The organism is Janthinobacterium sp. GW460-12-1-14-LB5 (assembly GCF_059423585.1).
On sequence record NZ_JBWKYD010000007.1, the window covers coordinates 151,326 to 176,276 of the forward strand.

22 protein-coding genes are annotated in these 24,951 nt (G+C 60.6%); 14 read left to right on the top strand and 8 right to left on the bottom strand.

The annotated features are described in order from the left end of the window. Window positions 1-280: 280 nt before the first annotated feature. Together AC07X6_RS09265 and AC07X6_RS09270 are read right to left on the bottom strand one after the other, a co-directional pair. Window positions 281-568 carry a hypothetical protein gene (locus tag AC07X6_RS09265; RefSeq protein ID WP_034786045.1) on the bottom strand — a complete coding sequence of 96 codons (288 nt, stop codon included), beginning with the start codon at window positions 566-568 and terminating at the stop codon, window positions 281-283. Window positions 569-749: 181 nt separating this feature from the next. Further along, a complete protein-coding gene (locus AC07X6_RS09270; RefSeq protein ID WP_494790762.1) occupies window positions 750-1,442 on the bottom strand; it encodes an ABC transporter ATP-binding protein in 693 nt (230 codons plus the stop codon). A 332-nt stretch (window positions 1,443-1,774) separates the two neighbouring features. Here AC07X6_RS09270 and egtD point away from each other — a divergent pair, with 332 nt between their 5' ends. Beyond that, complete coding sequence (egtD, locus tag AC07X6_RS09275) at window positions 1,775-2,767, top strand: L-histidine N(alpha)-methyltransferase (protein WP_494790763.1); 993 nt, start codon at window positions 1,775-1,777, stop codon at window positions 2,765-2,767. A 7-nt stretch (window positions 2,768-2,774) separates the two neighbouring features. Next, complete coding sequence (egtB, locus tag AC07X6_RS09280; protein WP_494790764.1) at window positions 2,775-4,019, top strand: ergothioneine biosynthesis protein EgtB; 1,245 nt, start codon at window positions 2,775-2,777, stop codon at window positions 4,017-4,019. A gap of 23 nt (window positions 4,020-4,042) precedes the next feature. Here egtB and AC07X6_RS09285 read toward each other — a convergent pair whose 3' ends face one another. Both AC07X6_RS09285 and leuA read right to left on the bottom strand, forming a co-directional pair. Continuing rightward, window positions 4,043-5,647 (bottom strand): methyl-accepting chemotaxis protein, encoded by a 1,605-nt coding sequence (locus tag AC07X6_RS09285; protein ID WP_494790765.1) that lies wholly within the window; start codon window positions 5,645-5,647, stop codon window positions 4,043-4,045. A gap of 168 nt (window positions 5,648-5,815) precedes the next feature. Continuing rightward, window positions 5,816-7,522, bottom strand: a complete 1,707-nt coding sequence (gene leuA / locus AC07X6_RS09290; protein ID WP_494790766.1) for a 2-isopropylmalate synthase — start codon at window positions 7,520-7,522, stop codon at window positions 5,816-5,818. A gap of 287 nt (window positions 7,523-7,809) precedes the next feature. Here leuA and AC07X6_RS09295 point away from each other — a divergent pair, with 287 nt between their 5' ends. Both AC07X6_RS09295 and AC07X6_RS09300 read left to right on the top strand, forming a co-directional pair. Continuing rightward, the gene (locus tag AC07X6_RS09295; RefSeq protein WP_494790767.1) at window positions 7,810-8,952 is read left to right on the top strand and encodes a type VI secretion system baseplate subunit TssF; all 1,143 of its coding nucleotides are present in this window, start codon (window positions 7,810-7,812) and stop codon (window positions 8,950-8,952) included. Window positions 8,953-9,505: 553 nt separating this feature from the next. Beyond that, window positions 9,506-10,339 carry a hypothetical protein gene (locus AC07X6_RS09300; protein ID WP_494790768.1) on the top strand — a complete coding sequence of 278 codons (834 nt, stop codon included), beginning with the start codon at window positions 9,506-9,508 and terminating at the stop codon, window positions 10,337-10,339. Between the two features lie 14 nt (window positions 10,340-10,353). Here AC07X6_RS09300 and AC07X6_RS09305 read toward each other — a convergent pair whose 3' ends face one another. The 3 genes from AC07X6_RS09305 to AC07X6_RS09315 form a co-directional block, all read right to left on the bottom strand. Beyond that, entirely contained in the window at window positions 10,354-10,641 is a 288-nt protein-coding gene (locus tag AC07X6_RS09305; protein WP_494790769.1) for a barstar family protein, read from the bottom strand. Further along, a complete protein-coding gene (locus AC07X6_RS09310; protein ID WP_474290689.1) occupies window positions 10,638-11,300 on the bottom strand; it encodes a hypothetical protein in 663 nt (220 codons plus the stop codon). Before AC07X6_RS09310 ends, AC07X6_RS09305 begins: the two co-directional genes overlap by 4 nt. A gap of 94 nt (window positions 11,301-11,394) precedes the next feature. Continuing rightward, a complete protein-coding gene (locus tag AC07X6_RS09315) occupies window positions 11,395-11,841 on the bottom strand; it encodes a hypothetical protein (protein WP_494790770.1) in 447 nt (148 codons plus the stop codon). 179 nt (window positions 11,842-12,020) lie between these two features. Here AC07X6_RS09315 and AC07X6_RS09320 point away from each other — a divergent pair, with 179 nt between their 5' ends. The 6 genes from AC07X6_RS09320 to AC07X6_RS09345 all read left to right on the top strand — a co-directional run bounded on the left by AC07X6_RS09320 (window position 12,021) and on the right by AC07X6_RS09345 (window position 19,187). Further along, window positions 12,021-12,929: a patatin-like phospholipase family protein gene (locus AC07X6_RS09320; RefSeq protein ID WP_494790771.1), complete on the top strand. Its 909-nt coding sequence runs from the start codon at window positions 12,021-12,023 to the stop codon at window positions 12,927-12,929. Window positions 12,930-12,988: 59 nt separating this feature from the next. Next, on the top strand, window positions 12,989-13,396 hold the full coding sequence (locus tag AC07X6_RS09325; RefSeq protein WP_034786036.1) for a GlcG/HbpS family heme-binding protein: 408 nt from the start codon (window positions 12,989-12,991) through the stop codon (window positions 13,394-13,396). Between the two features lie 295 nt (window positions 13,397-13,691). Beyond that, window positions 13,692-14,870 (top strand): glutamine-hydrolyzing carbamoyl-phosphate synthase small subunit, encoded by a 1,179-nt coding sequence (gene carA / locus AC07X6_RS09330; protein WP_494790772.1) that lies wholly within the window; start codon window positions 13,692-13,694, stop codon window positions 14,868-14,870. Continuing rightward, window positions 14,863-18,099, top strand: coding sequence for a carbamoyl-phosphate synthase large subunit (gene carB, locus AC07X6_RS09335; protein WP_494790773.1), 3,237 nt, complete (start codon window positions 14,863-14,865; stop codon window positions 18,097-18,099). Before carA ends, carB begins: the two co-directional genes overlap by 8 nt. Window positions 18,100-18,267: 168 nt before the next feature. After that, complete coding sequence (gene greA, locus AC07X6_RS09340) at window positions 18,268-18,744, top strand: transcription elongation factor GreA (protein ID WP_034757428.1); 477 nt, start codon at window positions 18,268-18,270, stop codon at window positions 18,742-18,744. Further along, on the top strand, window positions 18,744-19,187 hold the full coding sequence (locus AC07X6_RS09345) for a DUF4149 domain-containing protein (protein ID WP_474290694.1): 444 nt from the start codon (window positions 18,744-18,746) through the stop codon (window positions 19,185-19,187). The genes greA and AC07X6_RS09345 overlap by 1 nt, the downstream gene beginning before the upstream one ends. A gap of 106 nt (window positions 19,188-19,293) precedes the next feature. Here the strand turns inward: AC07X6_RS09345 and AC07X6_RS09350 are convergent, their stop codons facing one another. After that, on the bottom strand, window positions 19,294-19,764 hold the full coding sequence (locus AC07X6_RS09350) for a YhbY family RNA-binding protein (protein ID WP_010397237.1): 471 nt from the start codon (window positions 19,762-19,764) through the stop codon (window positions 19,294-19,296). Between the two features lie 42 nt (window positions 19,765-19,806). Between AC07X6_RS09350 and AC07X6_RS09355 the strand changes: the two genes are divergently transcribed. From AC07X6_RS09355 to glmM, 4 genes are all read left to right on the top strand, one after another. Further along, a complete protein-coding gene (locus AC07X6_RS09355) occupies window positions 19,807-20,490 on the top strand; it encodes an RlmE family RNA methyltransferase (protein WP_034757436.1) in 684 nt (227 codons plus the stop codon). Between the two features lie 202 nt (window positions 20,491-20,692). After that, a complete protein-coding gene (gene ftsH, locus AC07X6_RS09360; RefSeq protein WP_077402824.1) occupies window positions 20,693-22,573 on the top strand; it encodes an ATP-dependent zinc metalloprotease FtsH in 1,881 nt (626 codons plus the stop codon). Window positions 22,574-22,678: 105 nt separating this feature from the next. After that, the gene (folP, locus tag AC07X6_RS09365) at window positions 22,679-23,512 is read left to right on the top strand and encodes a dihydropteroate synthase (RefSeq protein WP_494790774.1); all 834 of its coding nucleotides are present in this window, start codon (window positions 22,679-22,681) and stop codon (window positions 23,510-23,512) included. Between the two features lie 40 nt (window positions 23,513-23,552). Further along, window positions 23,553-24,890, top strand: a complete 1,338-nt coding sequence (gene glmM, locus AC07X6_RS09370) for a phosphoglucosamine mutase (protein WP_230540807.1) — start codon at window positions 23,553-23,555, stop codon at window positions 24,888-24,890. Window positions 24,891-24,951: the final 61 nt, after the last annotated feature.

The window sequence follows — 24,951 nt, forward strand, 5'->3', positions numbered from 1 at the left end:
GGTTGAGAAAACTGGTTAAAAGCTGACCTTGATGCCTGCGGCGACTATGCGTGTTGTGTCAGATCAAGTTTGAGTGGAAATGCTGGCGATCGGGAGGGCGGGGCAGGGAGGGGGTGCTGCTGGAGCGGGAAGGCAGAGAAACGGTCAGCATGGTTTGGGCTGGGTCTCTTCGCTATCGTGCCCGGATGCGGTGCGGTGAGCGAACTACGCGAATTTCATGGCAAAAGTTCATGGCGCCGGGGACCTGGGTGCCTGGCATGGCATGACAACAGCGGGTGGTTCAATGGACTGGCGTGGCGGACAGTTCCTTCAGTTCGCGGATGGTGATGTCCGATTTTTCATGCATGCGCAATAAAATCGTTGCACCGACCGACAGTTTGCCGTGACGAATCTTGCTGATGATGGGGGGCTGGACCTCGAGAACTCGGCACAGTTCCGCATCATTTTTCAGGTTCATCTTCTCGATCAGGGTATCGAGCAGCTTGTTGGGCACAAAACTCGATGGTTCGAGCGCGCGCGCCCGGTTCATCGCTTCAATCATTTCCAGCTTCTTTTGCCGAACGTTCATTTACTCCTCCTTCAGGTTATGCAAGGGACGAGACCACTTTACGCAGTCCCGGCTATAGTTCGTCATCGCAGTACGGCTGTCCGGGTGACGTAGTACACCATTTGCGTTACAACATTGATAACCATGCAAGTGTTTTCAATAATACTACGATAACAAAACTTGTGACAGATGGTCAGTTAAATTAACTGATTGTTTGATCAATTTGGTTGACGATTGTTGTATTTTGTAAGCCGCTTTTCGTCAGGATCATGGTTCTGTCCGCCATTTCGGCGGCGGCCAGCGAATGCGTGACCATGATCGCGCAACTGCCGTTGGCCTTGATTTCGGCGCGCAGCAATTGCAGGATGCTGTGCGCCGTGTCCGGATCGAGGTTGCCGGTCGGCTCATCGGCCAGCACCAGAGCCGGCTTGTGCACGAGTGCGCGGGCAATGGCCACGCGCTGCATTTCGCCGCCCGACAATTGCTGCGGAAAGTCGCCGCCGCGTCCGCCCAGGCCGACCGCATCGAGCATGCTGGCGGCACGCTCCTGGGGCAGTCCGTTGAGCAGCAGCGGCAGGGCCACGTTTTGCAGCAGGGTCAGGTGCGGCAAGACGTGGAAGGCCTGGAAGATAAAGCCCATGCGGGCGCGACGCAGCCGGGTGGCGGCGGCGTCATCGAGGCTGGACATGGCAATGCCGTCCACCAGGATAGGGTGCGCTTCGGCACCCGCATCGGGCGTATCGAGGCCGGCGATCAGGTTCAGCAAGGTCGACTTGCCCACGCCCGAGTCGCCCATGATGGCGATGAATTCCCCCGCCTTGAAGCGGCAGGAAAGATTGGCCAGCACGGGACGGGCATTGGCATAGGACTTCGACAGATGGCGCAATTCGAGCATGGTGATCTTGATTAATAACGGCTATCGTAAAGGGAGGCACGCGGGGGAGAGGGGGGCCTGGGAACTGCAAGGGCGCGCGGATTGTTTGGCCGGCAATGTGTAGTATACGACAGCCTTATGCTTTTTGCTTGGCAATACCAATTTTATGTGCGCGCCGCGCGTTTGACCGCGTTTGACCTTAAGTTACCTGCCGCACGGCTGGCTTGCGCGGATTCCGCTATGATGAGAAAAAGTCATCGGCAAAGGCGCCCGCAAGCGCTGCGGCAGGGGCGGCGCGTCCGGTGGCCGACCGTGCAAGCCCTTCGTGAACCCAACATTGACGACGCCAGCCCATGACCACGCCACCCGCGCAGCACCTGTCCGATTTGTATCCCGCTAGCAACGCCCGCGCGGCCAGCGCCACTCCTGCCACGATAGCCGAGATCAGCAGCGGCCTGCTGGCGCGCGCGGCCTGGACCTCGCCCAAGTACCTGTACGACGCGCTGGGCTCGAAACTCTTCGAAGCCATCTGCGCCTTGCCCGAGTACTATCCCACGCGCACGGAGGCGGCCATCTTCGCCCGCCACGGCGCCGAGATCGCGCACGCCGTGGGGCCGGGCAGCACCCTGATCGACCTGGGCGCGGGCAATTGCGCCAAGGCCGCCAGCCTGTTCCCCCTGCTGCACCCGGCGCAGTACGTGGCCGTGGATATTTCCTACGATTTTCTCAGCGAGTCGCTGAGCCGGCTGCAGCAGCGCTTTCCGCACATCGAGATGACGGGCCTGGGCCTGGATTTCTCCAGCCGCCTGGACTTGCCCGACAGCGTGCGCGAGGCGCGGCGATTGTTTTTCTATCCCGGTTCGTCGATCGGCAATTTTGCGCCTGAGCAAGCGACTGCCTTTTTGCGCCGCCTGCGCGCGAATGCGGACGGCGATGGCGGCCTGCTGATCGGCGTCGACCTGATCAAGGATGACGCCGTCCTCGACGCGGCCTACGACGATGCGCTGGGCGTCACGGCCGCTTTTAATCTGAACATGCTGCGCCACGTGAACGGCTTGATCGGCGCCGACTTCGACGTGCGCGCCTGGCGGCACCACGGTTTTTTCAATGCCGATGAGCACCGCGTGGAAATGCACCTGGAGGCGCGCAGCGAACAGTTTGTCCATTGGCAAGGTGGCCAGCGGCGTTTCGCGAAAGGCGAACGCATCCATACCGAAGACAGCTATAAATACACGCGCCCGGCCTTCGTCGGCTTGCTGGAACAGGCAGGGTTTTCCACCGTGCAAGTCTGGACGGACCCGCAGCAGTGGTTTGCCGTCATTTATGCGCGCATCATCAGGGACTAAGAAAAAGATGCTGATCGATCATTACCATACAGTGCGCCAGCACTCGCTGCGGCTGGCCGAACCGCTGTCCGACGAGGATTGCGGCGCCCAGTCGATGCCGGACGCCAGTCCCGTCAAATGGCACCTCGCGCATACCACCTGGTTTTTCGAAACGTTTATCCTGGAAAGCATGGAAGCGGGGTTCGCGCCATTCCACCCCGCTTTCCGCGTGCTGTTCAACTCGTATTACAACGGCGTGGGCGAAAAGCACCCGCGCGCCCAGCGTGGCTTGCTGACGCGCCCCGGCATGGACGTCGTGCGTGCCTACCGGGCCAACGTCGATGCGCGCATTGCCCGGCTGCTGGCGGGCGAACTGGCGCGCGACGCGCGCGAACGGCTGACCATGCTGCTGGCGCTGGGCCTGGAACACGAGCAGCAGCACCAGGAATTGCTGTTGACGGATGTCAAGCACCTGCTGGCGCAGAGCGCGCTGTTTCCCGCTTACCTGGACAATGCGCTGGACGGCACGTTTGCGCCAGCGCAAGAACACGCGCAGCCCACGGCCTGGCTCGCCTTCGACGGCGGCCTGGCGCAGATCGGCCACGCGGGCGACGGTTTTTGCTTCGACAATGAATTGCCGCGCCACCCGCAATACGTGGCGCCGTTCGAACTGGCCAGCGCGCTCGTGACGAATGGCGAATTTCTCGCCTTCATCGAGGCGGGCGGCTACCGCACGGCGCATTGGTGGCTGGCCGAAGGCTGGGACTGGATCCGCACGCAACAGCTGGCATGCCCGCTGTACTGGCAGCGCGATGACGCGGGCCACTGGCAGGAATTCACTTTATCCGGCTTGCGCCCGCTGGACCCGCAGGCGCCGGCCACGCATCTGTCGCTGTTCGAGGCCGATGCGTATGCGCACTGGGCCGGCGCGCGCTTGCCGACGGAAGCGGAGTGGGAAGTGGCGGCGCAGGGCGTCGACATGCAAGTGGGCCGGCTGCATCCGGCGGCCGGCGTGCCGGGAACAGGGTTGCGGCAGATGTTCGGCCACTGCTGGCAATGGACCAGCAGCAGCTACGCGCCGTATCCCGGCTACCGCACGGCACCCGGGGCGCTGGGCGAATACAACGGCAAGTTCATGCTGAACCAGTACGTGCTGCGCGGCTCTTCGTGCGCCACGCCGGCCGGCCATGCGCGCGCCAGCTACCGCAATTTCTTTCCAGCAAGCGCACGCTGGCAGTTTGCGGGCATCCGCCTGGCGCGCCAGGTGGAATAAAGGTGGAATAAAGGTGGAGTAACTTAGTGCAGGCGCGGCACGGCGGGCGCGTCAGGGCGGGGCGGCGCCTTGGCGACGGCGTTCTGTTCCAGCTTGAACTGGCTGACGAGGGTTTCCAGTTCGCCCGCCTGTTCATGCATGGCGGCTGCGGCTGCGGCTGCTTCCTCGACCAGGGCTGCATTCTGCTGCGTCGTCTGGTCCATCTGCATGATGGCGGTATTGATCTGCTCGATGCCTTCGCTTTGCTCGTGGTTGGCGACGCTGATTTCACCGACGATGGCGCTGACCCGGCCCACGCTGGCCACTACTTCATCCATCGTGGCGCCCGCCTGGCTGACCAGTTGCGCGCCCTGGCCCACGCGGTTGACGGAGTCGGCAATGAGTTCCTTGATTTCCTTGGCGGCCGCTGCCGAACGTTGCGCCAGGCTGCGCACTTCGGTGGCCACGACGGCAAAGCCGCGCCCCTGCTCGCCGGCCCTGGCCGCTTCCACGGCCGCATTGAGCGCCAGGATATTCGTCTGGAAGGCGATGCCGTCGATGACGGCGATGATGTCGACGATCTTGCGCGACGAGGCATTGATGGCGTCCATGGTACCGATCACTTCCGCCATGGCCGTGCCGCCGCGCTGCGCGATGGCGGACGCCGAGCGGGCCAGGCTGTCGGCCTGGCGCGCATTGTCGCTGTTGCTGCGCACGGTGCCCGTCAGTTCGATCATCGACGAGGCCGTCTCTTCCAGCGCGCTCGCTTGCGCTTCCGTGCGGGCCGACAGGTCGGCATTGCCGCTGGCAATCTGGCTCGACGCCACGGCGATCGTGCCTGTGCCGCCGCGCACCTGGCCCACGAGGGTGGCCAGGTTGTGGTTCATGTCGTGCAGCGCGCGCAGCAGCTGGGCCATTTCATCGTTGCCCTCGGCCACGATCTTGCTGCTCAAGTCGCCTGCCGCCACGGCTTGCGCCACGCCAAGCGCATAGGCGACGGGCGTGGTGATCGAGCGCGTGACCCGCCATGCAAAGAGTATGCCCAGCAGCAAGGCGGCCGTGCCCAGGCTGGCCATCAGCACATTCGCTGCTGAAATATTCTGCTGGATTTGCTGGCCGCCATGCACGACCACGCCGCGCTGGATTTCATTCAGGTGGTTCACCGTCTTTTGCAACTGATTCAGGGCGGGCAGGGTGTCGTCGCGCACGTGCTTGGCCGCTTCCGCGCGCTGTCCCGCCACCAGCAGCTTGTCTGCCTGGCTGAACGAGACGACATAGGCCTTGCGCTGCTGTTTCAGCGTAGCCAGCAGTTCCTTGCCTTCAGGCAGCACGATCAGGCGGTCGAGGATGGCCAGCGCATCGGTGATGGTGGCCTTGTTGGCATCGATTTCGCCGTGGATGGCGCTGGCGCGGGCCGGATCTTCATGGATGAACAGTTCCAGCACCAGCGCCGCGTTCGAGCGCGTGGTGCTGCGGATGGTGGCGATGGCGTCCGCCTTGGCCCAGTCTTTTTCGATGATGGCTTCGCTGAGCGCGCCGATCTTGTCCAGCCGGAACAGGCCCGTGCCCACCAGCACCGCCATCAGCAGCAGTACCACGCCAAAACCCGCGCCCAGGCGCGCGCCTATCTTCATGTCCGTCAATTTCATACTCATTCCCTCGGTAGCTAGAATCCTGTCCCCGGTGGTCTTATTATGAGTCGATTATACGGCGAGTGATACTTCTTTTGCAGCAACAATTGCCCTGCGGAAATGAAAAAGCGGCACGTGGATCAAGCCATGCCGCTTTTTTTTCCTGTGCGAGAGGGAGCGTCGTTCTTAGGCGGCGCTGGCCGCCACGTCGGCCGCTGTTGTTTTTTCGGCGTCCGTCTGCTTGATGCGGCGGTTCACGGCCGACAGCACTGCCTTGAACGAGGCGGTGACGATATTGCTGTCGATGGCGGCGCCGAACAGGGTCGGGCCGTTGTCGAGGCGCAATTCCACATAGCACGCCGCTTGCGCGTTGGCACCGGAGCCGATCGCGTGCTCATGGTAGTCCATCAGCTTGATGTCGAGACCGAGCGCATTGACGAAGGCGTCGATGGGGCCGTTGCCGCCGCCTTGCAGGGCCAATGGCGTCTGGCGGTGCGACAGGCTGATGTCGATCTGCACGGACTCGTCGCTGCTGGTGTCTTCCACCATGCGGTGCGCAGCGTAGGCGTAGGGCGCCGTCTGCTCCAGGTACTCGCGCTGGAAGATTTCATGGATATCCTGCGCGGCGATTTCGCGGCCCGTGGCATCGGCCACGGCTTGCACGGCGCGCGAGAATTCGATCTGCAGGCGGCGCGGCAAGACCAGGCCGTATTCCTGTTCCAGCAGGTACGCCATGCCGCCCTTGCCGGACTGGCTGTTGACGCGGATCACGGCGTCGTAGCTGCGGCCCAGGTCGGCCGGGTCGATCGGCAAGTACGGCACTTCCCAGATGCTGTCCGGTTGTTGCTTGGCAAAACCTTTCTTGATGGCATCCTGGTGCGAGCCGGAGAATGCCGTGAACACCAGGTCGCCCGCATACGGGTGGCGCGGGTGGACGGGCAGCTGGTTGCATTCTTCCACGCACTTGCGCACCGTATCGATGTCGGAGAAATCCAGGCCCGGGTGCACGCCCTGCGTGTACAAGTTCATCGCCAAAGTGACGAGGTCGACGTTGCCCGTGCGCTCGCCATTGCCGAACAAGCAGCCTTCCACGCGGTCGGCACCCGCCATCACGGCCAGCTCGGCCGAGGCGACGGCCGTGCCGCGGTCGTTATGCGGGTGCACGCTGATGATGATGGAATCGCGGCGCGCCAGCTTGCGCGACATCCATTCGATCTGGTCCGCATACACGTTCGGCGTGCTGCATTCCACGGTCGATGGCAGGTTGATGATCATCTTGTTGGCCGGCGTCGGCTTCCAGATGGCGCTGACGGCGTCGCAGATATGCTTGGAGAAATCGAGTTCCGTGGTGGAAAACGATTCCGGCGTGTATTCAAAACCCCATTCCGTTTCCGGATGCTGGGCCACCAGCTGTTTTACCAAAGTGGTGCCGGTGGTGGCGATCTGCGTGATTTCTTCGCGCGACATGCCGAACACGACCTTGCGGAACACGGGCGCCACGGAGTTGTACAGGTGGACGATGGCGCGCTTGGCGCCGACGACGGATTCCACCGTGCGGCGGATCAATTCTTCGCGCGACTGGGTCAGCACGATGATGGTGACGTCGTCCGGGATGCGGCCTTCATCGACGAGCTTGCGCACGAAATCGAAATCCGTCTGCGATGCCGATGGGAAACCCACTTCGATTTCCTTCAGGCCGATGGCGATCAGCATCTCGAAGAACCGCAGCTTCTTTTCCGCGCTCATCGGCTCAATCAGGGACTGATTGCCGTCGCGCAAGTCTGTGCTCATCCAGATGGGCGGCTTGCTGATGATCTGGTTCGGCCATTGACGGTCGGTCAATTTGACGGGAGGAAAGGCGCGGTATTTGGAAGCTGGGTTTTGCAACATCATGATCGGGTACTCCTGAAGATAGGGGGAAATCAATGGTTGTGGCGCAAGCTTGCCGGGCGGCCACGCAACACTAGGCCAGGCAAGCGATCGGTAGCGGTAGCAGTGCGGCCGCGATGCCGGCAGGAGCGGTCGCAGCGGGGATTACGTGTACGTATGGGGATGGTGCAAACATCATCAAACCTTCCAGGGTTTTTGAAACACGCCGGCGTGTGGCCAGGCGAAGCAATGCGGCAAACTTATGCGCGTGCTAGTAGTAGTCGCGATAGCGACAGCAGGGAAGGGGAGGAATGTTTGAAGGAGGACATGCACTCAATGTAAGGGATGTCGGGCGGCGCTGTCAAGCATATTTCAGCCGGGAACGCTGCTGCTGCCATGCCGCGGGACGACTTATTGTTCCTGCGCAACTTACTTTTCTATCATTGTTGAATAATACAGTTTCCGTATGGCGACGTGTGTCGCCCGTCCTGCTCGAACGCCTGATCGAGGCATATGCCTTGTGCAATGCCCGCATGGCCAAGAAGATCGACGATGCGCGCCGTGTTTTCACCGAGTCCATGCTGGAAGTGAATTTTCCGCACTACATGAGGCCGTTTCCCGCGTGTTCGATAGCCCATGTGGATGCCAGTGCTGCATCGGGCCAGACGCGTGACGGCATCGACACGCTACCGCGCGGAACCTTGATGCGCAAGCGTATCAATGCCTCGCCCGACAAGTACTGGAAAATCCCGCTGGAAGCGCCCGACCTGCCAGAGACCTTCTTCCCGCAGGCAAAGTTATTTGGCGCTATCTGCCCCAGTTTCGACATGGGACTGCATCCGCATGGCTGGAATCGCAACAAGGATGCCGCCCATCCGGCGGGCGACCCGTTCCATGGCGAGCGCGAGCTGTCGATACCGCGCGGCGGCCTGCATGGCGAAAAACAGCGCACCGATGCCGCGCGCGGCAACGAGGAGAGCGAAGCGGCGCTGCAATACGAATACCACGCCTCCCTGCGCATGATGGCCAAGCGCGAAGGCAAGGTCGGGAAAGACAAACACGTCACGGAAGAAGACCGTCCCGAGACGGCGAGTGCGCAATACACGGCATGGCGCCATCGGAAAATCCAGGCGGGCCTGGCTGGCAATGTGGGCACCTATGCCACCGATCACTCCACCATCCTGACCAACAGCGAGCACTCCAGAAAGGCGCTGGCGTATGACGTGGCCGTGGGCTGTTGCCATCTTCTGGAAAAGGATTTGCGGGAGTTGAGGACCATGGCGGATTGGCGGTTTCTTGATGATCTTGGAGGCCCTGAGCATATAAATATGTCTATTGAATATTTTTACGAAGGCAAAGTGAATGGAGCCGCGCCTTCGAAGTGGGTAAGAAAATCAGTAGACGGCGTAATGCCAAAAAAAATAAGTGATTTACGTGAAAATAATGTACCTTAATTTTTATTTTTAAATATATGCATGGGAGGGGAGAGTGGCTAAGAATTTTATATTTACTTCTGTCGCGGCGATCATGGCGACGGTAGGGCTATCGTCATGCGTACTCAAATCGGAACCAATTATCGATAAAAGCAAAAATGGTACTGCTGATGTTGGCGTGCCTTTTACTGCCCAAGTAGTTGGGGTGCAATGGTTGAATCCGCTTCATAGACAAGATTATCCTACTGAATGGCAGTTATTGTGGACTATGGGAAAAGTTCGTCCAAATAAAAAAGACGACATGGTAGAGTTGTACCCAGCTATTTTTTCGAATGTCAGATCCGTTGCAGGGATAGCATCTTCGAACGATGGGAAAATTAATTTTAGTGATTTCCATATTAAATACGCTAGGCAAATAATAACAAAATTCCATGGTATGTATTTTTCAAATCCAACCTATTTTTATAACGCCCACGACGTAAAAAACAAAAAAGGCTGGAATGAACTGGCGGGTATCCATGTTGAGTACGCTTTGCCTGCAGAACGGTTTGATCCCCTTCTCGCCGGGGAAGACTTGCGCAAGCAAATTACAAGTACTTTTTCCATCGGCAACCCGAACTTCCCCAATTCCTGGACCAAGTCCACCCCGCCCGACGTGCGCGTGACGGCCGGCGGCGCGAATGCCGGTTTTATCTCTCTGGCCGCCGCCCTCGATTATCTGCAGGCGCATCCGAAGGAAACGGTGTGGGTGATGAGCTGGGATGCGCCCAGTTTTCCGAAAGATGAGCAGATCAATGAAAACATGGTCTTGCTGGTATTGGCAGGTCCGAACTACAAGACGGAGCGCGATGCGCTGGCGTGGATAGGCTATCCGGCCACGCAGCAGGTCGGTGCCTTTACGGCGCAGAAGGGGCTGCCCCCACCCACGGTGCAGGCGTGGCAGGCGACCCTGGCGCAGGCGGCCGCGAATGGACGCAAGACCGATGCCGAGATCGGCTATGTGATCCACGATGCGCACAACACGCATCCGGCCTCGTCGGACCGCATCGGCCACCTGGCGCAAACCTTGACGACCGAGTTGCCGGCCTTCGATTTCCTCCAGCAGACCTTCAATACGCCGGCCTTGCTGGGCGAAATGGGCGCCGCCACGGCCTTGACGAATGTGGCGCTGGGCATCGCGCAGGCGAATCACTTTGGCCAGAACGTGCTGGTGGCGGGTACCAGCGACGCCGGCCAGACGACCGGCGTGCTGATCTTGCCCCCGGCCAAGGTGCGGCCCATCGATCCCGTGAAACCGTGGTTCCGCGCGCGCGGCGGCGGCAATGCCTATCTGATGTGGTGGGGCATCCGCCATGCCTGGGCCACCCTGGATGCGGGGCAATTCAATGAGCAGGGTTATTCGAAGTAATAGACGGCGAAAGCTCAGGCATGGCGCACCTGCGCCGCCTGGGCCGGCATGTCCTGCGCCATGCGCGCCAGGATGCGCTGCAAAGTGGCCGCATCGTGGGGCAGGCGTGCGGCGAAGGCTGGCCAGCCGCGCAGCTCCAGCTGTTGCGGCATGTCCACCAGGCCCGTGATGGCATCCCAGAAGGCATCCCAGTTTATGCCGTAGAAGGAAGGGAAATCCAGCGCGGCCGCCAGCGCCGCGTGCAGCTGGCGCGCGGTGTTGATCTCGCTCAAGTCGATCGTCACCAGGGCCGGTCGATTCACAATATGCCTTTGAGCAGGTTCTGCAGGTTTTGCCGCATGCCGCCCACCACAGACTCGTGCTGCTCCAGGATGGCGGGCGCATCCTTGAATGGTGCCGGGTCGAGGTACAGGCGCGGCAAGTCGGCCACGGCCACGCCGCGCGGGCCGCCGCGCAGGATCTCGTCCACGTGCTTGTTGATCGAGTCGATGGCCGCCTGGATGCGCGGCGTGGAAGATGCCGCCAGGCAGGCGGCCAGCGCCGCGTCGAGTTCGGCGCGCGCGGGCGCCTGCGGCAGCACGGGGGCGGCGATCTGTTCCAGCGGCGACATGTTGACGGCCGGCTTGCGGTAGGCCAGCAGGGTATCGAGCGCCATCAGCCGGTGTGCGCCGCCCCGTTGCAGCCAATCAACGATTTGCGGCCAGGGCGTGTCCAGCAGGGCCGCCGCCACGCCCCATTGTCCCGCCACGGGCGAGCCGACATTGGCGTCGATCCAAGTCAGGGCGGCCGGATTGCCCGTGTAGGCCAGCAGGATGGCATTCGACGAGCGCAGTGCTGGTGCCTGCGTGGCGAGGATGGCGCTCAGCCAGGCGAGGGCCCCATCGGGCGGCTGCCTCGATAACTGTTGCGTAAATGGGGCGCTCAGGGCGCGGCTGTCGGAAAATTGATATTCGTCGGACATGTTGAGCGATTCGGCGAGTGAGAAGAGGTGGGGCGCTTCGGTATGCGAACAAGCTATCCCAGGGGCAGGGGGGGGGGCAATAGACCGGACGCTGCTATTGCTCCGATTTTTTGCAGCGTGCGGAAAATTGCAAGGCGGTGCTGTTTTCAAACGGGGAATTGAATTCGCCCTTTACCTGAGTCAAGTTGCCGGTAAAGCGCATGGTCAACGGGCCGCTGCTTGGTCCCGCGTCATACGTGCAAGACAAGCTGTCGCCGCTTTGCCGGCAGCCGTAGAAGTTACTCGCTTTGCCGCGCCCGTCAATGATGTGGGTGCCTTGCGCGCCGTGCCGGTCGGGGACGTCGAAGCTGAGCTCAATCGTGTGCTCCTCCTGATCAGGGGGAATCTGTATGTTACCCGTGCAGGTAAAGCCCGCCATCCTTTCCGCGATGCTATCTGGGCGCTGCGCCGCAGCGGGGGTGGCGTTGGCGCAGGCTGCACCGAGCAGGGTGGCAACGAGCAAGCATGGGGGCGCGATGAAGCGGAACAGGTCTGTTTTCATAAGCCGGCAGGTGGGGAGGTGGGAAACCAGCCGCCAGTCTAGCAGCCGGCGTGGCGCGCACGATTCGGAATCTTGTCATTTATAAACATTTAAGACCGCCTTCAGTGCGGCCGGCCCCGCTTGCGCTACAATCGGCTCTCCTTTGTTGCCACTGCCGCGCGCGGTTCTCTTCTGCCACTATGTTCCCTAAACGCCTGACTCTGCTTGCCCTGGCCGCCTTTGCGCTGGCCGGCTGCGATACCACCGCCCCGAAACCGATACAAGTATTGACGCCACCAGAACCCGTCGTCGCTCCCCGCAAGATCAAGATCGGCCTGGCCCTGGGCGGCGGTGCCGCGCGCGGCTTCGCGCATATCGGCGTGATCAAGGCGCTCGAATCGCAGGGCATCCACGCCGACATCGTTACGGGCACCAGCGCCGGCAGCGTGGTGGGCGCCATGTATGCGGCGGGCAATTCCGGCTTCGCCCTGCAAAAGATGGCCTTCGATATGGACGAAGCGGCCATTTCGGACTGGGCCTTGCCCCTGTTCGGCAAGTCGTCCGGCGTACTGAAAGGCGAGGCGCTGCAAAGCTATGTCAACAAGGCGGTCGGCGGCGTGCCGCTGGAAAAGCTGAAGATTCCGTTTGGCGTGGTGGCGACCGATTTGAAGAATGGCCAGCCGATCCTGTTCCAGCGTGGCAACACCGGCATGGCCGTGCGCGCCTCGTCGGCCGTGCCCGGCGTGTTCCAGCCCGTGACCATTGCCGGCCACACCTATGTCGATGGCGGCCTCGTCGCTCCCGTGCCCGTGCGTTTTGCGCGCGACATGGGCGCCGACTTCATCATCGCCGTGAATATCTCGTCGCAAACGGATACCCAGAAGGCCATCAGCTCGATGGAAGTCATCATGCAAACCTTCGCCATCATGGGGCAGCGCATCAACCAGTTCGAACTGAAGGATGCGGACGTGGTGATCCAGCCCAGCCTGGGCACCATGAAGGGCAACGATTTCAACAGCCGCAACCAGGCCATCCTGGCGGGCGAGCAGGCGACGTTTGCCGTCATGGCGCAGCTCAAGCAAAAGCTGAAAGCCAAACGCGAGCAGTAGGCGCTGGCGCCGCTGCGCATTTCGTATACAATTTTGATTCAACATAACAAGGATGCACCATGCAATCGAAACCGATTTTGACCCTGGACGACGTAAAGAAAATCGCTGCCGCCGCCGAAGCGGAAGCGGTCAAGAATAACTGGGCGGTCACGATCGCCATCGTCGACGACGGCGGCCACCTGCTGTGGCTGCAGCGCATGGACGGCGTGGCGCCGATCTCGTCGCACATTGCCCCATCGAAAGCCAAGACGGCCGCGCTGGGCCGCCGCGAATCGCGCATCTATGAAGAGATGATCAACGGCGGCCGCGTGTCGTTCCTGAGCGCGCCGGAAATCGACGGCTTGCTCGAAGGCGGCGTGCCCATCGTGTTCGACGGCCACTACGTGGGCGCCGTCGGCGTCTCGGGCGTCAAGTCGGCGGAAGATGCGCAAATTGCCAAAGCGGGCATTGCGGCCCTGACGGCCTAAGTACTATCCGTAGTTGCAGAACTAGCCGCTCCGCGCAAGCCGGGCGGCTTTTTTCATGGGCCGCCGGATTTATGTTGCTGCGCAAAAAAATGCCGGGCTTTCTGAATTTTCTTCCTTGTGGAAAAGCTTCCTTTTGGTTATAATTCAAAGGTTTAGCCAATCACACATATACCGTAGCGACTACCCATCCCCTCATTCAAAATGACCGTTGAAACACCCTGAGTGCATCTGGCTCGGGTAACTAGGCGGTCGGTCTGACGTGGCGCAGCTACGGTAACTTTATCAGGAGTTGCCCTTGCCGCCATTTTTTTCTGGCCCTGCCGTTCCAGCCATATTAGCGCTTGCTGATGGAACGATCTTTAAAGGTTTTTCGATCGGTGCCGCCGGTCATACCACGGGCGAGGTTGTTTTCAACACCTCGATGACCGGGTATCAGGAAATCCTTACCGACCCAAGCTATTGCCGCCAGATGGTCACCCTGACCTATCCGCATATCGGCAATACGGGCGTCAATCCGGAAGACGTCGAATCTTCCAAGGTTCACGCCGCCGGCCTCATCATCCGCGATCTGCCATTGCTGGCATCCAGTTTCCGTTCCACGCTCTCCCTGTCCGATTACCTGAAAGCTGAAAATATCGTCGCCATCGCCGGCATCGATACACGCAAGCTCACGCGCATCCTGCGTGAAAAAGGTGCGCAGGGCGGCGCCATCCTCGTCGGCACGCAAGGCAACGAGCCATCCGCCGCGCAAGCGCTGGAACTGGCCCGCTCCTTCCCCGGCCTGTCCGGCATGGACCTGGCCAAGGTGGTATCAAGCAAGGCGCCTTACGAGTACCGCGAAACGGAATGGACCTTGGGCGAAGGCTATGGCCAGCTGCTTGACGCCGACGCGAAATACCACGTGGTTGCCTTCGACTATGGCGTCAAGCGCAATATCCTGCGCATGCTGACGGCGCGCGGCTGCAAAGTCACCGTGCTGCCCGCGCAAGCGACGGCGGCCGACGCCCTGGCGCTGAATCCGGACGGCATCTTCCTGTCGAACGGCCCCGGCGACCCGGAGCCGTGCGACTACGCCATCGCGGCGACCAAGGAGCTGATCGAGAAGGGCATCCCGACCTTCGGCATCTGCCTCGGCCACCAGATCATGGCGCTCGCTTCCGGCGCGAAAACCTTGAAGATGAAGTTCGGCCACCACGGCGCCAACCACCCGGTGCAAGACCTGGAAACGAAACAGGTCTTGATTACCTCGCAAAACCACGGTTTCGCAGTCGACGCGGCAACGTTGCCCGCGAATTGCCGCGTGACCCATGAATCGCTGTTCGACGGCTCCCTGCAGGGCTTTGCCCGCACGGACAAGCCGGCCTTCTGCTTCCAGGGCCACCCTGAAGCGTCGCCGGGCCCGATGGATGTTGCTTACCTGTTTGACCGCTTCATCAACTTGATGGCTGCGGAGGAGAAAAAGAAAAATGCCTAAACGTTTAGATATCAAAAGTATTCTGATTATTGGCGCTGGCCCGATCGTGATCGGCCAGGCCTGCGAATTCGATTATTCCGGCGCGCAAGCGTGCAAGGCCCTGCGCGAAGAGGGCTACAAAGTCATCCTGGTCAACAGCAATCCTGCGACCATCATGACAGATCCGGAAATGGCCGACGTGACCTATATCGAACCGATCACCTGGTCGGTCGTTGAGCGCATCATCGCCAAGGAGCGTCCTGACGCCATCCTGCCGACGATGGGCGGCCAGACGGCGCTGAACTGCGCGCTGGACCTGTTCAACAATGGCGTGCTGGCAAAATACAACGTCGAGCTGATCGGCGCGTCGCCGGAAGCCATCGACAAGGCGGAAGACCGTTCCAAGTTCAAGGACGCGATGACCAAGATCGGCCTCGGTTCGGCACGCTCCGGCGTGGCGCACTCGATGGAAGAATCGTGGGCCGTGCAGCGCACCCTGGGCTTCCCGACCATCATCCGTCCATCGTTCACCATGGGCGGTTCCGGCGGCGGCATCGCCTACAACGAAGAAGAATTCGAAACCATCTGCAAGCGCGGCCTGGAAGCATCGCCGACGAAAGAGCTGCTGATCGAAGAATCGTTGCTGGGCTGGAAAGAGTACGAGATGGAAGTGGTGCGCGACAAGGCGGACAACTGCATCATCATTTGCTCGATCGAAAACCTCGATCCGATGGGCGTGCACACGGGCGACTCCATCACGGTTGCGCCAGCGCAAACCCTGACGGACAAGGAATACCAGATCATGCGCAATGCCAGTCTGGCAGTGCTGCGCGAGATCGGCGTCGACACCGGTGGTTCGAACGTGCAATTCTCGATCAACCCTGTCGATGGCCGCATGATCGTCATCGAGATGAACCCGCGCGTATCGCGTTCGTCGGCGCTGGCATCGAAAGCGACGGGCTTCCCGATCGCCAAGATCGCCGCCAAGCTGGCCGTCGGTTTCACGCTGGACGAGCTGCGCAATGAAATCACGGGCGGCGCCACGCCGGCATCGTTCGAGCCATCGATCGATTACGTCGTCACGAAGATTCCCCGTTTCACGTTCGAGAAATTCCCGACCGCCGACCACCACCTGACGACGCAGATGAAATCCGTCGGCGAAGTGATGGCCATCGGCCGTACCTTCCAGGAATCGTTCCAGAAAGCCTTGCGCGGCCTGGAAGTGGGCGTGGACGGCATGAACGAGAAGACCAAGGACCGCGAAAAGATCGAAGAAGAACTGGGCGAGCCTGGTCCTGAGCGCATCTGGTACGTGGGCGACGCGTTTGCTCAGGGTTTCACTCTGGAAGAAGTGCACCAGCTGACCAAGATCGACCCATGGTTCCTGATCCAGATCAAGGAAATCGTCGACCTGGAACTGTGGCTCGATACGCAGAAGCTGGAAAACCTGGACAAGAACACCCTGTACAAGTTGAAACAGAAGGGCTTCTCGGACCGCCGCCTGGGCTTCCTGCTGCAAACGACCGACACGGCCGTGCGCCAGCAGCGCCATGCGCTGAATATCCGTCCCGTCTACAAGCGCGTCGACACCTGCGCGGCGGAATTCTCGACCGACACGGCGTACATGTATTCCACGTACGACGAAGAGTGCGAATCGAATCCGACCGACAAGAAAAAGATCATGGTGCTGGGCGGTGGCCCGAACCGTATCGGCCAGGGTATCGAATTTGACTATTGCTGCGTCCACGCGGCCCTCGCCATGCGCGAAGACGGCTACGAGACCATCATGGTCAATTGCAATCCAGAAACGGTTTCGACCGACTACGATACCTCGGACCGCCTGTACTTCGAGTCGCTGACGCTGGAAGACGTGCTGGAAATCGTCGCCATCGAAAAACCGGTGGGCGTGATCGTGCAGTACGGCGGCCAGACCCCATTAAAACTGGCGCTGGACCTGGAAGCGAATGGCGTACCGATCATCGGCACTTCGCCCGACATGATCGATGCGGCCGAAGACCGCGAGCGTTTCCAGCAGATGCTGCACAAGCTGGAACTGCGCCAGCCGCCTAACCGCACCGCGCGCACGGAAGCCGACGCTCTGGCGCTGGCGCAGGAAATCGGTTATCCGCTGGTCGTGCGTCCATCGTACGTGCTGGGCGGCCGCGCCATGGAAATCGTCCACGAGCAGCGCGACCTCGAGCGCTACATGCGCGAAGCCGTCAAGGTTTCGCACGATTCGCCCGTGCTGCTGGACCGCTTCCTGAACGACGCCATCGAGTGCGACGTCGATTGCATCTCGGACGGCGAAACGACCTTCATCGGCGGCGTGATGGAACACATCGAACAGGCTGGCGTCCACTCGGGCGACTCGGCTTGCTCCTTGCCGCCATATTCGTTGGCAGCGGAAACCATTGAAGAACTGAAACGCCAGACGGCGCTGATGGCCAAGGGTTTGAACGTGGTCGGCCTGATGAACGTGCAATTTGCTATCCAGAAACAAGAGATCGATGGCGAAATGAAAGACGTCGTCTTCGTGCTGGAAGTCAACCCGCGCGCCTCGCGCACCGTGCCTTTCGTCTCGAAAGCCACCGGTCTGCAACTGGCAAAGATCGCCGCCCGCTGCATGGTCGGCCAGTCGCTGGCCTCGCAAGGCATCACGCAGGAAGTCGTGCCGCCTTACTTCAGCGTCAAGGAAGCCGTGTTCCCGTTCGTCAAGTTCCCGGGCGTGGACACCATCCTGGGCCCTGAAATGAAATCGACGGGCGAAGTCATGGGCGTGGGCCTGACGTTCGGCGAAGCGTTTGTGAAATCGCAACTGGGCGCCGGCGTAAACCTGCCAAAATCGGGCAAGGTCTTCATCAGCGTGAAAGCGTCGGACAAGCCGCGTGCCGTGCAAGTGGCGCGCGACCTGGTCGAGTCCGGTTTCACCGTGGTCGCCACCAAGGGTACCGCCGCCGTGATCGCTGCTGCCGGCATCGCCGTCACGCCAGTGAACAAGGTGATCGAAGGCCGTCCGCACATCGTCGACATGATCAAGAACCATGAAATCGTGCTGGTGATCAACACCGTGGAAGAAAAGCGCAGCGCCATCGTCGATTCGCGGGCCATCCGCACGTCGGCCCTGGCCTCGCGCGTGACGACCTACACGACCATCGCGGGCGCGGAAGCGGCCGTCGAAGGCATCCGCCATCTGGATGAGTTGCGCGTCTACGATTTGCAAGGCCTGCACAAGACCCTGCAGCAAGCATAGTCCGCGTGTGATTTGCAGTGACCGCCGTTAGGCGGTACACTGCATGCTTATCAACCACAGAGTTCCGTGCAGAGCAGCGCGCGGCCTCTGTGGTTTTCACTTGGTAAGTCCGTTCAGCGTGACAAAACACGGCAACGGCGCCGATAACTAGCAGATAGTAGAGATAACATGACCTCAGTCCCATTGACCAAATACGGCGCAGAACTCCTGAAGGAAGAGCTGCATCATTTGAAGACCAAGGAACGCCGCATCGTCATCGATGCGATCGCCGAAGCGCGTTCGCACGGAGATTTGTCGGAAAACGCCGAGTACGATGCCGCCAAGGAACGCCAGGCCTTCGTAGAAGGCCGCATCGCCGAGCTCGAAGGCAAGCTGGGCGCAGCGCAGATCATCGACCCGACCGCGCTGGACGCGGAAGGCCGCGTGGTGTTTGCCTCGACCGTGAACCTGGAAGACCTGGAATCGGGCCAGAAAGTCACGTACCAGATCGTCGGCCTCGATGAAGCCGACCTGAAAATGAACAAGGTTTCCGTGACGTCCCCGATCGCCCGCGCGCTGATCGGCAAGTACGCCGGCGACGTGGTGGAAGTGCAGGCGCCGTCCGGCCCGCGCGAATACGAAATCCTGGAAGTGCTGTACATCTGATGCTGACGCGCCTGCGTTTCCTCGTTGCCGCCTTGTGGGCCGGCAGCCTGTGGACCATCGGCTTCATCGTGGCGCCCACCCTGTTCGGCACCCTGAGCGACCGCGTGCTGGCGGGTAATATCGCCGGCAGCATGTTCCGCGCCGAGGCATGGCTGTCCATCGCCTGTGCCTTGATACTGCTGGCCTTGCTGCAATGGGCGCCCGGCGCGCTGGAGCTCAAGCGCCGCCGCCTGCTGGGGGCGCTGGTGCTGTCCATGCTCGTGTGCGCGCTGCTCAGCCATTTCGGCATTTCGCCGCTGATGGCCGAACTCAAGGCGCAAGCGCCGTCGGGCATCATGGACGAGGCCATGCGCAGCCGCTTCGGCATGCTGCATGGCGTGTCGACCGCGATCTTTGCCGTGCAGAGCCTGCTGGCGGGCGTATTGATCTGGAAACAGCAGTAATTTGATGCAGGTAAAGTAATTGCATGAAAAAAGCGGAGCAGGGGATATCCCGTGCTCCGCTTCTTGTTTCAAGCCCGGCCGCCTTGCGGTGGCCGGGTGAACAGGCTTACTTGCTGCCCAGTGCGCTTTTCTTGGCGCTTTTCTGACGTGGCTTGGCACGCTTGATGGAACCGCCTTCGGTAACGCGCTCATTGCCCTTGATCATGACTTTCGTCACGCTGGGGCGCTTGGTGCCGCTGGCGCTGGCCTTGACGATGGTCACTTCGCGCATGCCTTTGCCGGCGCTGACCTTCTCCTTAACCACTTCTTTTTTCGGACGGTAGATTACCAGCAGTTTGCCAATATGTTGTACCGGGGCGGCGCCGAGATTGCCGCAAATCGTATCGTACATTCCGACGCGGGCTTCGCGGTCGTCGCCGAACACGCGGACTTTAATCAGGCCGTGCGAATCCAGGCCAAGGTCGATCTCTTTGAGGACAGCAGGTGTCAAGCCCGCTTCGCCAATGATGACGATAGGCTTCAGCGCGTGTGCTTCGGCGCGCAGTGCGCTGCGCTCTACGGGTGTAAGTTTTAGCATAATAATATTTAGTAATTCCCTTAAAAGCAGTATTCTACGCGAATGGCAAAGAAGAAATTAAACAAAAACTGGTTGCACGACCACATAAATGATCCTTATGTGAAGTTGGCGCAAAAAGAGGGCTACCGCGCCCGGGCAGCATACAAGCTGAAAGAAATCGATGAAGACGAGAAACTGATCAAACCTGGCCAGGTGATCGTCGACCTGGGCTGCACTCCTGGCAGCTGGGCCCAGTACACGCGGCGCAAGCTGGCCGGCAAGGACGGCGGCGGGGTCAATGGTACCCTGATTGGCCTGGACATGCTGGAAATGGAACCGATTGCCGATTTCCACTTCATCCAGGGCGACTTCCGCGAAGCGCGCGTGCTGCGCCAGCTGGAAGTGGTGTTGCAAGGACGCAAGGTCGACCTGGTCCTGTCGGACATGGCGCCCAACCTGTCGGGCATCGCCACGGCGGACGCCGCGCGCATGGAGCATCTGATCGACCTGGCCATCGAATTTTCGCAATTGCATTTGAAACCATCGGGCGTATTGCTGGTGAAATGCTTTAAAGACATGGGTTTCAGCCAGATCGTGGAGAAATTCCGCGCCGAATTCAAGGTCGTGGTGCAGAAAAAGCCGAAGGCCAGCCGCGATAAATCGTCGGAAATCTTCCTGATGGGCCGTGGAATCAAGAATCCGCTGAAAAATGCCGTGGAAGAAGATGATTCCGCCCTTGATATTTAAGCGGGAATCCGCACATGGGAACGAGAAGTGCAGTAGCGTCTGATGGCATAAAAGCCTAAATTGTTTATACTGCATTTTTTTGCGTGAACGCGATTTTTTCGCGCGCACGGATCGGCGGGCTTTGGCACGGCCCGCTTATTGCGAGTAAAATCGTGTTTCTAGCTATAGGTAAAGAGATGCGCACTGCATCCAAGGAGTCTTCGTGAATAACATGTTTTCCAAATCTGCCATCTGGGTAGTCGTATTGCTGCTGTTGTTCATGCTGTTCAAGCAATTCGACAGTCATGGCGCCACAGGCGGCAGCAAGGCCATCGCTTATTCCGATTTGCTGGATGAAGTCAAAGCCAAGCGCGTCAAGGATGTCGTGATCGAAGGTTCGTCGATCACCGCCAAGCTGATGGACGACACCAAGGTGCGTACCACCGCCACCAGCCTCGACAAGGGCCTGATCGGCGACCTGCGCGACAATGGCGTGCATTTCGATGTGCGTCCGCCCGAGGAAGCGTCTTTCCTGCAAACTATTTTTGTTTCCTGGTTCCCCATGCTGCTGTTGATCGGCGTCTGGGTCTTCTTCATGCGTCAGATGCAAGGCGGCGGCAAGGGCGGGGCATTCTCTTTCGGCAAGTCGAAGGCGCGCATGATGGATGAAGCCAGCAACACCGTCACCTTCGCCGACGTCGCCGGTTGCGACGAAGCGAAAGAAGAAGTCAATGAAGTGGTCGACTTCCTCAAGGATCCGAGCAAATTCCAGAAACTGGGCGGCCGCATTCCCCGCGGCGTGCTGATGGTCGGTCCTCCTGGCACGGGTAAAACCCTGCTGGCGCGCGCCATCGCCGGCGAAGCCAAGGTGCCGTTCTTCTCGATTTCCGGTTCCGACTTCGTGGAAATGTTCGTCGGCGTCGGTGCCAGCCGCGTGCGCGACATGTTCGAAAACGCGAAAAAGCATTCGCCGTGCATCATCTTCATCGATGAGATCGACGCTGTCGGCCGTCACCGCGGCGCCGGCATGGGCGGCGGCAATGACGAGCGCGAACAGACCTTGAACCAGTTGCTGGTCGAGATGGACGGTTTTGAAGCGAACTCCGGCGTGATCGTCGTGGCCGCCACCAACCGCGCCGACGTGCTCGACAAAGCCTTGCTGCGTCCGGGCCGTTTCGACCGCCAGGTCTCCGTCGGCTTGCCCGATATCCGCGGCCGCGAACAGATCTTGAACGTGCACATGCGCAAAGTGCCTATCGGTACTGACGTGAAAGCCGATATCCTGGCCCGCGGCACCCCCGGTTTCTCGGGCGCCGACCTGGCCAACCTGGTCAACGAGGCAGCCCTGTTCGCGGCACGCCGCAGCAAGCGCCTGGTGGAAATGGCGGACTTCGAAGATGCGAAAGACAAGATTTACATGGGTCCCGAGCGTAAATCGATGATCATCCGCGAGGAAGAGCGTCGCAATACGGCTTACCATGAGTCCGGTCACGCCGTCGTCGCCAAGCTGCTGCCGAAGGCTGATCCCGTGCATAAAGTGACGATCATGCCGCGCGGCTGGGCCCTGGGCCTGACCTGGCAGTTGCCGGAACACGACAACTTGTCCGCCTACAAGGACAAGATGCTGGAAGAAATTTCCATCCTGTTCGGCGGCCGTATCGCCGAAGAGATTTTCGTTGGACAAATGTCCACCGGTGCGTCGAACGACTTTTCGCGTGCCACCAAGCTGGCCCGTTCCATGGTGACCCGCTTCGGCATGTCCGACAGCATGGGCGTGATGGTCTACGAAGACAGCGAAAACGAAGGTTTCTTCGGTGGCGCCACCAAGACGATCTCGGAAGCGACCCAGCAAAAGGTCGATGCTGAAATCCGCAACATTCTCGACAAGCAATATGCTTTGGCGCGCACCTTGCTGGAAAGCAACCGCGACAAGGTGGAAATGATGACCAAAGCCTTGCTGGAATGGGAAACCATTGATGCGGAGCAAATCAATGACATCATGGCCGGCCTGGAGCCGCGTCCACCGAAAGTCATTCCGCCACGCCGCAATGCGGGCGACAGCGGCACGGGCGGCATCTCGCCAAACGTGACGGCGCCAGCCTGATAGCTGCCACTGCCTGATTAGTGGCATGTAATAGAAGGGTAAGGAGCAATCCTTGCCCTTTTTCGTTGCCGCGGCAGTTTTTTCCTGACGACTAAAAAGATTCACATGCGACACTATTTGCAATTCGGCCGCTTCGGCTTCAACCTGTCCGGCACGCAGGCGCTGGTGATGGGTATCCTGAACATCACGCCCGATTCGTTTTCCGATGCGGGCCAGTACCAGCACCTGGAATTTGCCCTGTCGCGCGCCGAGCAGATGATTGCTGACGGCGCCGACATCATCGACATCGGCGGCGAATCGAGCCGCCCCGGCGCGCCGCCGCTGCCGCTGCAGGACGAGTTGCAGCGCGTCATGCCGGTGCTGTACGCCTTGCGCGACTGCGGCAAGCCCCTGTCCGTCGACACGTATAAACCCGAAGTGATGCGCGAAGCCATCCTGGCGGGCGCCGACATGATCAACGACATCAACGGTTTCCGCGCGCCGGGCGCCATCGACGCCGTGCGGGACAGCGACTGCGCGCTGTGCATCATGCACATGCAAAGCGTGCCGCAAACCATGCAGGACCAGCCGCAATACGAAGACGTGGTGCGCGAAGTCATCGCCTTCCTGCGCGAACGCATCGACACCATGACGGCGGCCGGCATCGACCGCGAGCGCCTGTGCATCGATCCCGGCTTTGGCTTCGGCAAGACGGTGGAGCAGAATTACGCTTTATTGCGCGCCACGCGCCAGCTGCGCAGCGAGCTGGGCCTGCCCGTGCTGGCCGGGCTGTCGCGCAAGTCGATGATCGGCGCCGTCACGGGACGTCCCGTCGAGCAGCGCCTGGCCGGCAGTGTTGCCGGTGCACTTGCTGCGGTAGCGCAAGGTGCGGAAATTATCCGTGTGCATGATGTAGCTGAAACCGTCGATGCATTGAAGGTCTGGCGCATGGCACACTGAGCCTGTAAGATTTATCATAAACAACAAAAAGAGAAATACGATGACGCGTAAATATTTTGGCACCGATGGCATCCGCGGCCTGGTGGGCACGGCTCCGATCACCCCCGATTTCGTCATGCGCCTCGGCTATGCGGCTGGCAAGGTGCTGGCCAAGTCGCAAGGCGGCAAGGCGCGCCCGACTGTGCTGATCGGCAAGGACACGCGCATTTCCGGCTACATGCTGGAAGCGGCGCTGGAGGCGGGCTTGTCGGCCGCCGGCGTGGACGTGATGCTGGCCGGCCCCATGCCGACGCCGGCAATCGCCTACCTGACGCGGGCGCTGCGCCTGTCGGCCGGCGTGGTCATTTCCGCCTCGCACAATCCGTATCACGACAATGGCATCAAGTTCTTTTCCGGCCAGGGCACCAAGCTGCCTGACAGCGTGGAACTGGAAATCGAAGCGGCGCTCGACGAACCGATGGCTTGCGTGCCATCGGACAAGCTGGGCCGCGCCAAGCGCCTGGACGACGCCCAGGGCCGCTACATCGAATTTTGCAAGGGCACCTTCCCGAACGAGCTGGACTTGCGCGGCCTGAAGATCGTCGTCGATTGCGCGCATGGCGCCGCCTACCATATCGCCCCGCACGTCTTCCATGAGCTGGGGGCGGAAGTCATCGCCATCGGCAACAAGCCCGACGGCTTCAACATCAATGCGGGCTTTGGCGCCACGGCGACCAAGGCCATGGCCGAAGCCGTCGTCGAGCACGGCGCCGACCTGGGCATCGCCCTCGATGGCGACGCCGACCGCCTGATCATGTGCGATGCCACGGGCCGCCTGTATAACGGCGACGAGTTGTTGTACGTCATGGTCAAGGACCGCCTGGCGACGGGCCCCGTGGCCGGCGCCGTAGGCACCCTGATGACGAATATGGCGCTGGAAGTGCTGTTCAAGCAGCAGGGAATCGGCTTTGCGCGCGCCAAGGTGGGCGACCGCTACGTGCTGGAAGTCATGAAGGAAAAGGGCTGGATACTGGGCGGCGAAGGTTCCGGCCATTTGCTGTGCCTGGACAAGCACACGACGGGTGACGGCATCGTTTCCGCGCTGCAAGTATTGTCCGCGCTCAAGCGCAGCGGCCAGAGCCTGCAGCAATGCCTGGCCGAACTGGTGCTGTTCCCGCAAACCCTGATCAACCTGCGCGTCGCGCCCGGTTTCGACTGGCAGAAAAATGCCGCCATGGTGGCCGAGAAGGAACTGGTCGAGGCCGAGCTGGGCGACACGGGCCGCGTGCTGATCCGCGCTTCGGGCACGGAGCCGCTGATTCGCGTGATGGTGGAAGCGAAAGATAAGGACAAGGCTGAATCGATGGCGCGCCGCATCGCGGATAAAGTGGCGGTGTAAGGGCAGGCGCCGATAGTTATTTCCATCTAATTCGTCTATGGCAATTGACGAAATTGAGTGG

Excerpts from the sequence above, each read along its gene's own strand:
- AC07X6_RS09265 (WP_034786045.1), bottom strand. The coding sequence starts at position 568 with ATGAACGTTCGGCAAAAGAAGCTGGAAATGATTGAAGCGATGAACCGG.
- AC07X6_RS09270 (WP_494790762.1), bottom strand. The coding sequence starts at position 1,442 with ATGCTCGAATTGCGCCATCTGTCGAAGTCCTATGCCAATGCCCGTCCC.
- egtD (WP_494790763.1), top strand. The coding sequence starts at position 1,775 with ATGACCACGCCACCCGCGCAGCACCTGTCCGATTTGTATCCCGCTAGC.
- egtB (WP_494790764.1), top strand. The coding sequence starts at position 2,775 with ATGCTGATCGATCATTACCATACAGTGCGCCAGCACTCGCTGCGGCTG.
- AC07X6_RS09285 (WP_494790765.1), bottom strand. The coding sequence starts at position 5,647 with ATGAAATTGACGGACATGAAGATAGGCGCGCGCCTGGGCGCGGGTTTT.
- leuA (WP_494790766.1), bottom strand. The coding sequence starts at position 7,522 with ATGATGTTGCAAAACCCAGCTTCCAAATACCGCGCCTTTCCTCCCGTC.
- AC07X6_RS09295 (WP_494790767.1), top strand. The coding sequence starts at position 7,810 with ATGTTTGAAGGAGGACATGCACTCAATGTAAGGGATGTCGGGCGGCGC.
- AC07X6_RS09310 (WP_474290689.1), bottom strand. The coding sequence starts at position 11,300 with ATGTCCGACGAATATCAATTTTCCGACAGCCGCGCCCTGAGCGCCCCA.
- AC07X6_RS09315 (WP_494790770.1), bottom strand. The coding sequence starts at position 11,841 with ATGAAAACAGACCTGTTCCGCTTCATCGCGCCCCCATGCTTGCTCGTT.
- AC07X6_RS09320 (WP_494790771.1), top strand. The coding sequence starts at position 12,021 with ATGTTCCCTAAACGCCTGACTCTGCTTGCCCTGGCCGCCTTTGCGCTG.
- AC07X6_RS09325 (WP_034786036.1), top strand. The coding sequence starts at position 12,989 with ATGCAATCGAAACCGATTTTGACCCTGGACGACGTAAAGAAAATCGCT.
- carB (WP_494790773.1), top strand. The coding sequence starts at position 14,863 with ATGCCTAAACGTTTAGATATCAAAAGTATTCTGATTATTGGCGCTGGC.
- greA (WP_034757428.1), top strand. The coding sequence starts at position 18,268 with ATGACCTCAGTCCCATTGACCAAATACGGCGCAGAACTCCTGAAGGAA.
- AC07X6_RS09345 (WP_474290694.1), top strand. The coding sequence starts at position 18,744 with ATGCTGACGCGCCTGCGTTTCCTCGTTGCCGCCTTGTGGGCCGGCAGC.
- AC07X6_RS09350 (WP_010397237.1), bottom strand. The coding sequence starts at position 19,764 with ATGCTAAAACTTACACCCGTAGAGCGCAGCGCACTGCGCGCCGAAGCA.
- AC07X6_RS09355 (WP_034757436.1), top strand. The coding sequence starts at position 19,807 with ATGGCAAAGAAGAAATTAAACAAAAACTGGTTGCACGACCACATAAAT.
- folP (WP_494790774.1), top strand. The coding sequence starts at position 22,679 with ATGCGACACTATTTGCAATTCGGCCGCTTCGGCTTCAACCTGTCCGGC.
- glmM (WP_230540807.1), top strand. The coding sequence starts at position 23,553 with ATGACGCGTAAATATTTTGGCACCGATGGCATCCGCGGCCTGGTGGGC.